The 14,391-nt window shown below is 48.0% G+C and carries 14 protein-coding genes, 1 tRNA gene and 1 other annotated feature; all 15 genes read left to right on the top strand.

The window, feature by feature from the left end; translation table 11 throughout:
• The first annotated feature begins 150 nt into the window (after positions 1 to 150).
• The 15 genes from Q9M42_RS10955 (at position 151) to leuC (ending at position 14,388) form a co-directional block, all read left to right on the top strand.
• The gene (locus Q9M42_RS10955; protein ID WP_298783538.1) at positions 151 to 414 is read left to right on the top strand and encodes a phosphocarrier protein HPr; all 264 of its coding nucleotides are present in this window, start codon (positions 151 to 153) and stop codon (positions 412 to 414) included.
• The gene (gene ptsP / locus Q9M42_RS10950) at positions 414 to 2,135 is read left to right on the top strand and encodes a phosphoenolpyruvate--protein phosphotransferase (protein WP_322526514.1); all 1,722 of its coding nucleotides are present in this window, start codon (positions 414 to 416) and stop codon (positions 2,133 to 2,135) included. Before Q9M42_RS10955 ends, ptsP begins: the two co-directional genes overlap by 1 nt.
• Before the next feature lie 57 nt (positions 2,136 to 2,192).
• The gene (locus Q9M42_RS10945; RefSeq protein WP_322526513.1) at positions 2,193 to 2,396 is read left to right on the top strand and encodes a hypothetical protein; all 204 of its coding nucleotides are present in this window, start codon (positions 2,193 to 2,195) and stop codon (positions 2,394 to 2,396) included.
• Complete coding sequence (racE, locus tag Q9M42_RS10940) at positions 2,371 to 3,240, top strand: glutamate racemase (protein WP_322526512.1); 870 nt, start codon at positions 2,371 to 2,373, stop codon at positions 3,238 to 3,240. The genes Q9M42_RS10945 and racE overlap by 26 nt, the downstream gene beginning before the upstream one ends.
• A complete protein-coding gene (rph, locus tag Q9M42_RS10935; protein WP_322526511.1) occupies positions 3,209 to 3,985 on the top strand; it encodes a ribonuclease PH in 777 nt (258 codons plus the stop codon). The genes racE and rph overlap by 32 nt, the downstream gene beginning before the upstream one ends.
• On the top strand, positions 3,986 to 4,582 hold the full coding sequence (locus Q9M42_RS10930) for an XTP/dITP diphosphatase (protein WP_322526510.1): 597 nt from the start codon (positions 3,986 to 3,988) through the stop codon (positions 4,580 to 4,582). It begins immediately after the preceding gene.
• A 41-nt stretch (positions 4,583 to 4,623) separates the two neighbouring features.
• Positions 4,624 to 5,154, top strand: coding sequence for a metallophosphoesterase family protein (locus Q9M42_RS10925; protein WP_322526509.1), 531 nt, complete (start codon positions 4,624 to 4,626; stop codon positions 5,152 to 5,154).
• Positions 5,155 to 5,226: 72 nt separating this feature from the next.
• Positions 5,227 to 5,303 (top strand) — tRNA-Arg (locus Q9M42_RS10920).
• 365 nt (positions 5,304 to 5,668) lie between these two features.
• A complete protein-coding gene (ilvE, locus tag Q9M42_RS10915; protein ID WP_322526573.1) occupies positions 5,669 to 6,574 on the top strand; it encodes a branched-chain-amino-acid transaminase in 906 nt (301 codons plus the stop codon).
• A gap of 37 nt (positions 6,575 to 6,611) precedes the next feature.
• Positions 6,612 to 6,864 (top strand) — a binding site (T-box leader).
• A 129-nt stretch (positions 6,865 to 6,993) separates the two neighbouring features.
• Entirely contained in the window at positions 6,994 to 8,721 is a 1,728-nt protein-coding gene (ilvB, locus tag Q9M42_RS10910; RefSeq protein ID WP_322526508.1) for an acetolactate synthase large subunit, read from the top strand.
• Positions 8,718 to 9,236: an acetolactate synthase small subunit gene (ilvN, locus tag Q9M42_RS10905; protein ID WP_322526507.1), complete on the top strand. Its 519-nt coding sequence runs from the start codon at positions 8,718 to 8,720 to the stop codon at positions 9,234 to 9,236. Before ilvB ends, ilvN begins: the two co-directional genes overlap by 4 nt.
• Positions 9,237 to 9,266: 30 nt before the next feature.
• Positions 9,267 to 10,271, top strand: a complete 1,005-nt coding sequence (gene ilvC / locus Q9M42_RS10900; RefSeq protein ID WP_322526506.1) for a ketol-acid reductoisomerase — start codon at positions 9,267 to 9,269, stop codon at positions 10,269 to 10,271.
• A 4-nt stretch (positions 10,272 to 10,275) separates the two neighbouring features.
• Positions 10,276 to 11,829, top strand: coding sequence for a 2-isopropylmalate synthase (locus Q9M42_RS10895; protein WP_322526505.1), 1,554 nt, complete (start codon positions 10,276 to 10,278; stop codon positions 11,827 to 11,829).
• Between the two features lie 37 nt (positions 11,830 to 11,866).
• Complete coding sequence (gene leuB, locus Q9M42_RS10890; RefSeq protein WP_322526504.1) at positions 11,867 to 12,955, top strand: 3-isopropylmalate dehydrogenase; 1,089 nt, start codon at positions 11,867 to 11,869, stop codon at positions 12,953 to 12,955.
• Positions 12,956 to 12,972: 17 nt separating this feature from the next.
• Positions 12,973 to 14,388 (top strand): 3-isopropylmalate dehydratase large subunit, encoded by a 1,416-nt coding sequence (leuC, locus tag Q9M42_RS10885; protein WP_322526503.1) that lies wholly within the window; start codon positions 12,973 to 12,975, stop codon positions 14,386 to 14,388.
• The last annotated feature ends 3 nt before the right edge of the window (positions 14,389 to 14,391 follow it).

Genomic DNA, 14,391 nt, shown 5'->3' with positions numbered 1-14,391 from the left:
AGTGCACCGTATGCTCTGGATTTATGGAGCAGTTCGCAGTTGCGACTTTATTAAGGGTGAAGTACAATATAAAAAGCCTGCTTTCGAGAAAAACGCACATGGTGTGCATTTCTTAGTGAAAGCGATCTATATTGAAAAGGGGTATGAATCATGCAGGAAAAAACATTTACTATTACAAACGAAACAGGAATCCACGCGCGCCCAGCGACGCAGCTCGTAAACAAAGCCGGTCAGTTTTCTTCAGATATTTCTTTAGAATATAACGGCAAATCGGTAAACCTTAAATCTATCATGGGTGTTATGTCTCTTGGCGTTGGAAAAGGCTCCGAAGTCACGGTTAAAATCGAAGGTAACGACGAAGAAGACGCTATGGAAGCAGTGGATCAAGTGATTAAAGAAGGGCTTGGAGAATAATGAGTACCAGCCTGACCGGAATTGCTGCCTCAAAAGGAATAGCGATTGCAAAAGCTTTCCTTTTGGAGCAACCGGAATTGGATGTAAGTAAACAACCGGTGGATAACGCCCAGGACGAAATTGCAAGATTTAAAGAAGCAGTCCAGGAGTCCAAGCAGGAACTTCAGGTTATTAAAGAAAAAACACTTCAGGACATGGGAGAAGATCAGGCTGAGATTTTCTCTGCACACCTGCTCGTACTGGAAGACCCTGAGATTATGGACGGTGTTTCCAGTAAAATTACGGAGGAAAGTGCCAATGCAGAATACGCTCTCAGTGAAGTAGCGAACATGTATGTAGATATGTTTGAGAACATGGATAATGAATACATGAAAGAGCGCGCTGCAGATATCCGGGACGTGTCAAAGCGTGTACTTATGCATTTGTTTGGTCTCGAAAATACCAGCCTGGCAACAATTGATCAGGAAGTAGTCGTTATTGCTGATGATCTGACCCCGTCTGATACTGCTCAATTGAATGAATATGTGCTGGGTTTTGCTACAGACATCGGCGGGCGTACTTCCCATTCCGCGATTATGGCCAGGTCGATGGAAATCCCGGCTGTAGTTGGAACGAAAGAAGCAACGGGCACGATTAATCAGGGCGATCTTTTGATTGTTGACGGCCTTGAAGGCCGGGTAATCATCAATCCGAGTGACGATGAAGTGCAGGAGTATAAAGAAAAGCTGGAGCAGTTTAACCGCCAGAAAGAAGAGTGGGCAAAACTGGTCAACGAACCGACAAAAACAGAAGACGGACATACGGTGGAATTGGCCGCCAATATCGGCACCCCGAATGATCTCGATGGTGTCCTGGCTAACGGTGCTGAAGGCATCGGCTTGTACCGGACAGAGTTCTTGTATATGGGCAGAAATGAACTTCCTTCCGAAGAAGAGCAGTTTGAAGCTTACAAAGAAGTGCTTGAGCGTATGGAAGGGAAGCCAGTCGTTATACGTACACTTGATATCGGTGGTGACAAAGAGCTCCCTTATCTGGACCTGCCAAAAGAAATGAATCCGTTTCTTGGATTTCGTGCGATCCGTCTCTGTCTCGAAGAGAAGGATATGTTCCGGACGCAGCTACGTGCTCTGCTGCGGGCCAGTTCTTATGGGAAATTAAAAATAATGTTCCCAATGGTAGCAACAGTAGAAGAAGTGCGTGAAGCAAAAGCGATGCTTGCAGAAGCCAAAAAAGAGCTGCAGGATGAAAACATTGAAGTCTCCGGGGATATTGAAGTAGGTATTATGGTAGAAATTCCTTCCACAGCGGCAGCAGCAGAAATTTTTGCCAAGGAAGTGGATTTCTTCAGTATTGGGACAAACGACTTGATCCAATACACACTTGCTGCAGACCGGATGAGCGAAAAAGTAGCTCATTTGTATCAGCCTTATCACCCGGCTATTCTTCGTTTAGTTAAAAATGTGATCGATGCTGCTCATAAAGAAGGCAAATGGGCAGGTATGTGCGGCGAAATGGCCGGCGAGCCTGTAGCGGTTCCTCTTCTTTTAGGACTCGGATTGGATGAATTCAGTATGAGTGCGACCTCAGTACTTCCAGCAAGAACCCAGCTCCGTTCGTTGAAAAAATCGGACGCAGAGGGTCTCGTAGAGGAAGCAATGAAATGTTCCACAGCAGATGAAATTGCTGAACTTGTTGAGAGCAGAGGATTTGTCATTCAATAAGCTGAAATGAGAAAAATATAAAAAGCCTGGAACCGTTTGTAGGTTCCGGGCTTTTTTGTGGGTGATGAAACGTGCATTTTCTTGTATACTGAAAAAGTTGATGTTTTTCAGCTGAAAAAGCTGTTGAACACAAATTATAAAATTGTCAGCAGCATAGGAGCCGCCCAGGAAGGGTTAGAAAGCCTGTTTGATTCCAAGCCGGATAAACAAGGTCTGAAAATGGAGAGAAGCGAATATGAAACAACCTATTGGCGTTATTGATTCAGGTCTTGGAGGCCTGACTGTTGCCCGCGAAATTTTAAGGCAGCTGCCGAAAGAAGAAATGATATATATAGGGGACACTGCCAGGTGTCCGTACGGACCTCGTTCAATTGAAGAAGTAAGGGAGTTTACCTGGCAGATGATTGCACGGCTGCAGTCTGAAAACATCAAAATGCTTGTAATTGCATGCAACACGGCCACGGCCGTGGTGCTTGAGGAAGTAAAACAAATATTGGATATTCCGGTCGTAGGTGTGATAACACCTGGGGCCATATCCGCGTTGAAGGTGACAAAAACAGATCAGGTAGCCGTGATTGGCACCAGCGGGACCATTCACAGCGGTGCTTACGAACGGGCATTGAAATCTATTAATGAAGAGGTGGAAATCACCTCGCTTGCCTGCGTGCCATTCGTACCGCTCGTAGAACAGGGGCAGTACGAAGGCAGAGCCGTTCTCGATATTGTGAAGCAGACACTGCTGCCGTTAAAACAAGCTTCATATGATACGCTTATTTTAGGCTGTACTCATTATCCGCTGCTCGAAGATGTAATTCAGGAAGCAGTTGGACCGGACATCCAGTTAATTTCCTCCGGTGATGAAACAGCCAGGGAAGTAAGTACACTGCTTAATTATCATGAAACGTTAAATACGGGAGAAACCCCTCCGTTTCACAGGTTTTACACAACCGGACCCGAAAAAGAATTTCGGAGTATAGCAAACCAATGGATGGACCAGCACATAGAGCAGGTCGTGTCTATTCAACTCGATAATGACGACCGGGTTGCCGGAAGTGAAAAGAAAGGAAGATTGTATGAATCGATTGGACGGAAGGGAATGGAATGAGCTTCGTTCTATTCAAATTGAAACGGATTATTTAAAGCATCCGGAGGGTTCAGTACTTATATCCTTTGGACAGACAAAGGTAATTTGTACAGCGAGTATTGAAGAACGGGTTCCACCTTTTATGCGTGGAGAGAAGAGGGGTTGGATCGCAGCTGAATATTCGATGCTGCCAAGAGCGACAGAAACCCGTAATATCCGGGAAGCGGCCCGGGGCAAGCTTACCGGAAGGACAATGGAAATCCAGCGCTTAATCGGGCGGGCTCTCCGGGCGGTCGTTGACCTGAAGCTTCTCGGGGAACGCACCGTCTGGATTGACTGCGACGTGATTCAGGCAGACGGGGGAACGCGTACGGCTTCGGTGACAGGAGCTTTTATTGCTCTCGCTATGGCTGTGCAATCTTACCATGAGCAGGGTAAATTTAAAGGTTTCCCTATTACAGATTATTTAGCAGCAGTTTCTGTAGGGCTCAACGCGGAACAGGAAACGATCCTCGACCTTGCCTATGAAGAAGATTCGCAGGCAGATGTAGATATGAACGTAGTAATGACGGGAAAAGGCGAGTACGTAGAAGTACAGGGCACAGGCGAAGAAGCCTCGTACACAAGAAAACAGCTTAATAGTATGCTCGACTCTGCAGAAGCGGGAATGTATGAAATCATTCAGCTTCAAAAGCAGGTTATCGGGCCTGCGGCAGCTTCTATCCAGGAGAGCTTTTCAGACGAGGAGAGCGGAAGGGAGTTATAAATGAACACGGTAGTAATAGCTACGAAAAATCCGGGAAAAGTCAAAGAGTTTGAACACATGTTTGGCAGTAGGTATAAAGTGGAATCGTTACTGGAGAAAAATATTGATGATATTCCAGAAACCGGAGCCACCTTTGAAGAAAATGCGATTATTAAGGCCGAGGCTGTAAGAGACCATCTCAACTGCACAGTAGTTGCAGATGATTCCGGGCTGGAGATTGACGCCTTAGACGGGCGTCCGGGTGTTTACTCCGCTCGTTATGCGGGAGAAGAAAAAGATGATGAAGCGAATATAGAAAAAGTGCTGCATGAAATGAAGCAGGTGCCACGCAGCGAGCGGAGTGCCCGTTTTGTGTGTGTACTGGCTGTGGCATTTCCAGACGGCAGCGTGCATACATTTACGGGAACATGTGAAGGGGAGATAGCAGAAGCGAAAGCTGGAGATAACGGCTTTGGCTACGACCCTGTGTTTTACCTGCCGGACTACGGGAAAACGATGGCAGAGCTGACTGCAGAAGAAAAGCACCGTATCAGCCACCGGGGCAATGCACTTGAAAAGCTCCGGGTCCAGGGAAAAAATCTTCTGCAGGACGACTAAAAATAATTTTTACGAATCATAGAGATCTGGAGGCAGAATGAATGGACATTTTAGTGGTAAGCGACAATCATGGAAGTGAAGAAGTATTAAAGCAGGTACTTGACCGTCATAGGGGTGAGGTAACTGCTGTATTGCATTGCGGAGATTCGGAAGCATCGCCTGACAATAAGCTGTTAAGCGATGTGCATATCGTCCAGGGCAATGTGGACACTCCGGGGAACTTTCCTGATGAGTTAACAGTAGATGTAGGCCATATTAAAACGTACCTTACCCACGGTCATTTGTACCAGGTGAAAACGTCTTATGCTTCGCTCTTTTCCAAGGCTGAGCAGATCAATGCCGATCTGGTTTGTTCCGGACATACTCATATAGCGGGGGCGTTTGAGGAGGATGGAACGATTTTTGTGAATCCAGGCAGCCTCCTTCTCCCGCAGGAGCGTCCTGAGCAGACATATGCTATCGTAAATGTCTCTAACCAGGGGCAGTCGATCAATGTTCATTTCTATGAAAGAGAGTCAGGCAGCGAGCTTCTTGAACTTTCGCAAAGCTTTCCGTTTCCAGAGGGAGAATAAAATCCTTCTGGAAACCTTTATTGACTTTTAAGGAAAAATATTTTAACATAATGAATGTCGCAAAAAACAGATGTCCCAGTAGCTCAGCTGGATAGAGCAACAGCCTTCTAAGCTGTAGGCCGCAGGTTCGAGTCCTGCCTGGGACACCATTTCCTAATTAATGATATGTTCAGAGACAGAAGGGACCTCCCTTTCTGTCTCTTTTTATTTATTTCCGGCAGCGGGAAAAGAAGCTGGAGAGATGCTTCAGGGTGCTTTTTCCCGGGCTTCAGAAAAAAAAGTGTCAGATTATATTTCGCGATCGTGGATAATATAGCTTATATCTGATGCAGAAGTACAAATTATCTAAAAAGTTTATACAAAATGGTTGACCATAAACTGTATTCGGCGTAATATATACGTCAAACGTTAAAAATGTATTCAGAGAAAGAACATTTGCCTTTTGAGGGTGTACACGTTACCCTGTTCATTAAGAAGGCAGACGATAGATTGAAGGGACGCAGAGGTGATATCAGTGGCAGAACAATGGATATTTTTGGATGGAGAGTTCGTCAAAAAGGAAGATGCCAAAATCTCCGTATATGATCATGGTTTTTTATACGGCGACGGAGTCTTCGAAGGCATTCGCGTATATAACGGAAATATTTACAAACTGGATGAACACCTCTTGCGTTTATACCACTCTGCGAAATCGATTATGCTTGATATCCCTCAATCAAAAGAAGATATGACGGAAATTATCAGGCAGACGCTGCAGAAAAATAAACTTGAAGATGCTTATATCCGGCTTGTCGTTTCAAGAGGTGTAGGGAATCTTGGCCTGGATCCGGCATCGTGTGCAAACCCTTCTATTATAGTTATAGCAGAGGAGCTTGCAATCTATCCAAAAGAATTTTACGATCACGGTCTTGAGATTGTGACAGTCGCTACCCGGCGGAACCGGCCGGATGTGCTGAGTCCGAAAGTGAAATCATTAAATTATTTAAATAATATACTGGTGAAGATGGAAGCAAGTCTTGCGGGGGTCAGTGAAGCGTTAATGCTTAACGATCAGGGCTATGTGGCGGAAGGCTCCGCAGACAATATCTTTATTATTAGAAACGGCGTGCTGATGACACCGCCAGGGTACATCGGGGCTTTAGAGGGCATCACCCGGCAGGCGATTCTGGAAATGGCCGAGGATATGGGATATGATGTGCGCGAAGAAGCGTTTACAAGGCACGATGTCTACACTGCAGAAGAAGTTTTTCTGACCGGGACAGCTGCAGAAGTCATTGCCGTTGTAAAGGTGGATGGAAGAGTGATCGGCGATGGCCAGCCTGGAGAAGAGACGAACCGGCTTTTGCGCGCGTTCAGACAAAAGGTAGTGGAAGACGGAGTGAAAGTTTATTCAGACAATTCCCGCATAGAGATTGGCTAATTGCCTGATTAGATGTACAATATAATTAAATAGTATTGATAAATCGACGACAGGGACCAGTAAATAATAGATTTTCCTTCACAGAGAGCTGCCGTGGCTGAAAGGGTAGCAGGAAATCGTATTGAACTCCCCCTTGAGAGCTTTCCTGAACCTGAGTAAGGAAGGCCGGATGCCGAAACGGCCTCCGTTATGGCAAACCGAACCGGAAAAACGGTTCCTAAGGCAATAAGTGCGAGCTTATTGTAAAAAAGGGTGGTACCGTGAAAAGCAGACGTCTTTTCGCCCCTTTAGAGCAGCAGCAGCTGTCTATTGGAGGTGAAAGGGCGTTTTTTATTATCCGGAGAGGCCCTTTTTAAGGGTGGCGGCATTGACGCAGGAATGGATAAAAAAGTGATTTGAGTATAAAAGGAGGAGCGAGTATGAACACAAGAGTGAGAGAAGTAAAAGGGCGCGAATTGAAAGATGAAAACCAGGAAATGAGTGGCTCAAGCATGCTGATCCAGGCGTTGGCCCGGGAAAATGTAGACACCATTTTTGGCTATCCCGGCGGAGCCATTCTTCCGACGTACGATGAAATCTACCGTACTGGTATCCGGCATATTCTCTCCCGTCATGAGCAGGGCGCCATTCATGCAGCAGAAGGATACGCAAGAGTTTCAGGGAAGCCCGGTGTTTGTGTAGTAACATCAGGACCCGGAGCTACAAATGTGGTAACCGGCATTGCCGACGCCATGATTGATTCTCTCCCTCTTGTGGTTGTGACCGGCCAGGTGGCAACATCGGTGATTGGTACGGACGCTTTCCAGGAAGCGGACATCCTGGGCATTACAATGCCGATCACAAAGCATAACTTCCAGGCTCGAACGGTGGAAGACCTCCCAAGAATTATCCGGGAAGCATTCCATATTGCTACTACCGGCCGGCCGGGGCCAGTCGTGATCGACCTTCCTAAAGACGTCTCCATTGCCTCCGGTATGTTTCATTACGACGATGAGCCGAATCTCCCCGGATACCAGCCGACGTACACGCCGAACAAGCTTCAAATCCGCAAGCTTGCTGATGCGGTAACGAAAGCCAAACGCCCGGTTATACTTTCAGGAGCAGGCATTCTGCATGCCGGTGCTTCCCCGGAACTGCTTGAATTTGTTGAACAGCAGCAGATCCCAGTCGCTTCTACGCTTCTTGGGCTTGGCGGGTTTCCAGGTACTCATGAACTGGCACTTGGTATGGCGGGCATGCACGGAACGTACGCAGCCAATATGGCTCTCCATGAAGCTGATCTGCTTATCAATATAGGCGCCCGCTTCGATGACCGTGTCACCGGCAATCTCGAGCACTTTGCCCCGCAGGCAACAGTTGCCCATATTGACGTTGATCCGGCAGAAATCGGTAAAATTATCGAGACGCATATTCCGGTAGTAGGAGACGCCAAAGAAGCATTGCGCCTGTTAAATGAAGTGAATCCGAAGCCAGGCGAAAGCGTGCGCTGGAAAATGAAAGTGGACGAATGGCAGCAGGAGTTCCCGCTCTGGTACAAGGAAGGCTCTGAATATATTAAACCACAAAAGCTTACAGAGCTCGTTTACGAAAAAACGAACGGAGAAGCAATCATCACGACGGACGTTGGCCAGCACCAGATGTGGGCGGCCCAGTATTACAAATTCGATCATCCGAACGCCTGGGTAACAAGCGGCGGCCTTGGAACGATGGGCTTCGGTTTTCCAGCCGCTATCGGTGCCCAGTTTGCCGAGCCGGACCGTCAGGTGGTAGCTATTCTAGGAGACGCCGGCTTCCAAATGACGATGCAGGAGCTTTCCATCCTGCAGGAGCTGAACCTGCCGGTGAAAGTACTTCTGGTCAACAACGCTTCTCTCGGCATGGTCCGCCAGTGGCAGCAGCTCTTCTATGAAGAGCGGTATTCCAACTCCTTGTTTCCAATCCAGCCGGATTTCGTGAAGATGGCGGAAGCGTATGATATTAAAGGATATAAAATTACCGACGAAAATGAAGTAGCGGGAGTGCTTGAAGAAGCATTCAATTACAATGGCCCGGTGCTTATCGACTGCAGAGTACACGAAGAAGAAAACGTGTATCCGATGATCGCTCCAGGGCAGGGGCACCATCAAATGGAAGGAGTGAAACCATGAGGCGGACCATTACAGCGACAGTAAACAATACAACAGGAGTGATGAACCGCATTACGGGTCTTTTTGCCCGCCGTCATTTTAATATTGAAAGCATTACGGTTGGAATGACGGAAAACCCGGAAGTGTCGAGGATGACATTTGTAGTGAATGTGAGCGACCAGCGGGGTCTCGACCAGGTCATCAAGCAGCTGAATAAGCAGGTGGATGTATTAAAAGTCCGTGATATTACCGATGAAGCGATTGTAGCCAGAGAACTTGCGATGATTAAAGTCATGACAGTTTCCGGCCAGCGTGGAGAAATATCGGATTTAATTGCCCCGTTCCGGGCCACAGTTATCGATGTGGGCAGAGAAAGCGTCACGATCCAGGTGACCGGAGACACTCCGAAAGTGGAAGCGCTCATCGACCTGTTAAGGCCTTACGGCATTAAAGAAATGGCCCGGACGGGTGTAACAGCCTTTCAACGGGCTACTAAAAAAAGCAGTGATCAAACCAGGTATTCCATTATTAATTAATGAGTATTCATAAAAGGAGAGGTTCCAGCAATGGCAAAGGTATTTTATAACAACGATGTAAATGAGGCAGCACTCCAGGAGAAAACAGTAGCAATCGTAGGGTATGGTTCACAGGGGCACGCTCATGCACAAAACCTCCGGGAAAGCGGCGTTCACGTTATCATTGGGCTCCGTAAAGGAAAGTCGTGGGACAAGGCGTCGGAAGATGGATTTGAAGTATATTCGGTAAAAGAAGCGTCAGCGAAAGCAGACGTTATCATGATCCTGCTTCCGGATGAGTATCAGCCGACGATTTACACAGAAGAAATCAAGCCGGAGCTTAAAGCTGGAAAAGCGATCGCGTTTGCGCATGGTTTCAATATTCATTTCAGCCAGATCCAGCCGCCGGAAGACGTGGACGTTTTCATGGTAGCGCCGAAAGGGCCGGGACATATTGTGCGCCGGACATTTGAACAGGGAGCCGGAGTACCTGCTCTGTATGCTGTGTACCAGGATGCAAGTGGAAACGCCACAAACTCTGCGCTTGCTTATGCAAAACAAATCGGTGCGGGTCGTGCCGGAATTTTGGAAACATCGTTCCAGGAAGAAACAGAAACTGACCTTTTCGGGGAACAGGCTGTTCTTTGCGGCGGAACGTCCGCGCTTGTTAAAGCCGGATTCGAAACGCTTGTTGAGGCCGGGTATCAGCCGGAAATTGCCTATTTTGAGTGTCTTCACGAACTAAAACTGATCGTTGATTTAATGTATGAAGGCGGTCTTGAAGGCATGCGCTATTCCATTTCAGACACCGCTCAATGGGGAGATTTTCAGGCTGGTCCGCGCATCGTAACAGAAGATACTAAACAGGCGATGAAAGGCATTCTGACTGATATTCAAACTGGCCGTTTTGCCAAAGGATGGATCGCGGAAAATCAGGCGAACCGCCCAGAGTTCAACGCTACCAATGCCCGTGAAAGAAACCACCTCGTTGAGCAGGTAGGCCGCGAACTCCGCGAAATGATGCCGTTTGTTAACCCAAATTCCAAGGGAGTGTAATGCTGTGAAAAACATTAACGTTTTCGATACGACGCTTCGAGATGGAGAGCAGACGCCGGGCGTCAACCTGAACTTTGAAGAAAAGCTTCAAATTGCGAAACAGCTCGAACGTCTGGGTGTTGATATTATTGAAGCGGGATTTCCAGCCGCTTCTAAAGGCGATCTTCGTTCTGTGAAGGAAATTGCGGATACTGTCAAAAACAGTTCAGTAACCGGGTTGTCCCGGGCACTGACTTCTGATATCGATGCCTGCTGGGAAGCGTTAAAAGGAGGAGCAGAGCCAAGAATCCACGTATTTTTGGCCACCTCCCCCATCCACCGTGAGCATAAGCTTCATATGACCCAGGCAGAGGTGATTGAGACAGCGGTTAACGCAGTACGCTATGCAAAAGAGCGTTTTGCCAAAGTCCAGTTTTCTGCAGAGGACGCCTGCCGGACAGAGCTTCCGTTCCTGGCAGAAGTTGTCGAAGCAGTCATTGATGCCGGAGCAGACGTAGTAAATCTGCCGGACACGGTCGGGTTTATTATGCCGGAGGAGATTCGCAGCATGTTCCGCTATATTAAAAGCGAAGTGCCGAACGCAGACAAAGCTGTACTATCTGCGCACTGTCATGACGATCTCGGCATGGCTACTGCCAATTCGCTGGCTGCTGTAGAGGGTGGTGCAGAGCAGGTGGAGTGCACGATTAATGCGGTCGGAGAACGTGCCGGCAATGCTTCGTTGGAAGAAATTGCTGTAGCTCTTCATATCCGGAATGATTTTTACGGTAAATCCACCAATATTACACTGAACGAAATTAAACGGACAAGCAGCCTTGTCAGTTCACTGATGGGGATGCAGGTTCCAAACAATAAAGCCGTTGTCGGCGACAACGCATTTGCCCATGAATCAGGGATTCATCAGGACGGTGTGCTGAAGGAAACATCCACGTATGAAATTATTACGCCGGAGCTCGTCGGTGTAGAAGCGAACCGGATGGTGCTCGGCAAACTTTCCGGACGTCACGCCTTTAAAGAAAAGATTATTTCTCTCGGCTACAATGCCACCGAAGAAGAGATCAATAAAGTATTTAAATCATTCAAAGAGCTTGCAGATAAGAAAAAAGAGATTACAAATGAAGATATTTTTGCTTTAATGGCAGATGAAAAAGCTGGCGATGCAATGAAATATTATTCTCTTGAGACACTGCAGGTGACGTACGGCACCTCAAATATCCCGACAGCCACAGTTACAGTGCTGGACCAGGCAGGAGAGCGCATCGAACACGCAGGCACTGGTTCAGGCAGCGTAGAGGCCCTTTACAATACGCTTGAAAAAATTGTAGGAGAAGGCTTTACGCTCCAGGATTACCGTATTCAGTCCACGACCGGCGGCCGGGACGCTTTGGCAGAAGTATTTGTGCGGCTGGCATTTGAAGAAACGGAATCCAGTGGACGCGGTACAGATAACGACGTACTTGAAGCTTCCGCAAAAGCATATATTAATGCTGTGAACCGTGTGCTAAACCAGCGTCGTGCAGAAAACCAGCCTAAAGTAGCAAATATATCCACGCCATAAAATAATTACTGAAGCAGCGGACAAGGGAGAGATCGAAATGGAAAAAAAGATTGCGATCCTGCCCGGTGACGGTATCGGACGGGAAGTAGTAGAGGCAGCAGCACAGGTGCTGAAGCAGATTGAAACATCGTTTAACCATTCATTCACATTTGAATATGCAGATATTGGCGGAGGAGCAGTGGATGATTACGATGATCCGCTCCCTGCCCACACGCTCGATATTTGTAAAAGAAGCGATGCCATTCTGCTCGGTGCAGTCGGAGGACCGGCGTGGGACCACCTTCCGGGAGAAAAACGTCCGGAAAAAGGACTGCTCCGCATTCGAAAAGAATTAGGACTGTTTGCCAATCTGCGCCCGGTCCGCAGTTTCAAAAGTTTGCTGCACAGTTCACCCCTGCGTGAAGAAGTGATCGACGGAGTCGATGTAATGATTGTCCGGGAATTGACCGGAGGACTTTATTTCGGGGAGCCGAGAGAACGCCGGACTATCGACGGTGAAGAAGCAGCGGTGGACACATTGGTTTATAAAAAATCAGAAATCCGGAGAATTGTTCAGCAGGCCTTTGAAATTGCCCGTTTACGCACGCAAAAAGTAATATCAGTCGATAAAGCAAACGTTCTTGAATCAAGCCGCCTTTGGCGGGAAACGGCCGAAGAAACAGCTAAAGACTATCCGGATGTGGAACTTGAGCATATGCTCGTGGATAACGCGGCCATGCAGATTATGTATGATCCGAAAAAACTGGACGTAATCGTCACGGAAAATATGTTCGGGGATATTTTAAGCGACGAAGCGTCGATGCTTACAGGTTCGCTCGGCATGCTCCCGTCTGCGAGTATGGGGAGTGAAAAGCCCGCTTTGTATGAGCCGGTCCATGGCTCGGCTCCGGACATCGCCGGGCAGGGGACAGCGAACCCTCTAGCCACGATTGCTTCGAGTGCAATGATGCTGAAGTATTCCTTTGGACTCCAGCGGGAATCGGATGTAGTGGAGGAAGCTATTGAACAGGTCCTTCAAGAAGGTCTGCTTCCGGCAGACTTAAGCAGAGATAAAACATCTGCTGCCTCAACGGAAGAAGTCACAAAAGCCGTATGCAGTCATATTGCACGACTGGCAGGAAAATAATAAAAGGAGGAACTTCCATGAAGCCGAGAACAATCATCGATAAAATTTGGAACGAACATGCTGTTCGTGCCGAAGCGGGCAAACCGAATTTAATGTATGTTGATCTTCATATGGTCCACGAAGTCACGTCCCCGCAGGCATTTGAAGGCCTTCGGCTGAGCGGGCGTCCGGTGAGGCGTCCGGACCTGACCTTTGCAACGATGGACCATAACGTACCGACGCTGAACCGGGAGTCTATTACGGATGCCATTTCGAAAAAACAGATTGATACGCTGTTTGACAACTGTAAGGAATTTGGAGTGGAGCTTGCTGACATTCACAGCCCGAACAATGGCATTGTCCACATTATCGGCCCAGAGCTCGGCCTGACCCAGCCAGGAAAAACGATCGTGTGCGGCGACAGCCATACGTCCACCCACGGAGCTTTTGGAGCTCTTGCCTTTGGTATCGGCACAAGTGAAGTGGAGCATGTGCTTGCCACTCAGACGCTTTGGCAGTCTCCTCCAAAAACGATGGAAGTCCATGTGGACGGAAGACTCGGCACCGGAGTCACAGCCAAGGACATTATTTTGTCGATCATCGCTAAATTCGGCGTTGATTTTGGCAGCGGTTATGTACTGGAATATACCGGTGAGGCAATTAGCGGTCTGACGATGGAAGAGCGGATGACGATCTGTAACATGTCCATCGAAGCCGGGGCTCGTGCCGGCCTGATCAGCCCGGACCAGGTGACGTTCGATTACTTGAAGGGCCGTCGGTTCGTGCCGGAAGGCGCAGAATTTGACGAAAAGGTGGAGCAGTGGCGTCAGCTTGCTACAGATGAAGGAGCTGAATACGACGAGCGCGTAGTGATCCCTGCAGATGAAATCGAACCGATGGTGACCTGGGGAACCAACCCGTCTCAGGGTGTTGGTATTCACGGTACGGTTCCTTATCCGGAAGATGGTAAAAGTGCCACAGAGAAAAAAGTGATCAAAACATCGCTCGACTATATGGCTTTGGAGCCGGGGACGAAAATTACAGATATTCATGTGCAGCACGTGTTTCTTGGTTCCTGTACCAACGCACGTATCGGAGATCTTCGTGAGGCTGCTAAAATTATCCGCGGCAATAAAGTAGCTGACGGTATCCGCGCGATGGTGGTGCCTGGCTCCCAGCAGGTAAAACTGCAGGCAGAGGAAGAAGGACTCGATCAGGTATTTAAGGAAGCTGGATTTGAGTGGAGAGACTCCGGGTGCAGCATGTGCCTTGGCATGAACCCTGATTTTGTACCGGAGGGAGAGCGCTGTGCCTCCACGTCCAACAGAAACTTTGAAGGCAGACAGGGAAAAGGTGCAAGAACCCATCTGGTCAGCCCGGCTATGGCAGCAGGGGCTGCTATATACGGACACTTTGTGGATGTACGAAAATTAGATCAAACGGTTTCTTCATAAGGA

The sequence above is a fragment of the Marinococcus luteus genome, assembly GCF_034497705.1.
GTDB classification, from domain to species: domain Bacteria; phylum Bacillota; class Bacilli; order Bacillales; family Marinococcaceae; genus Marinococcus; species Marinococcus luteus_A.
This window is presented reverse-complemented; position numbering and strand designations above follow the sequence as displayed.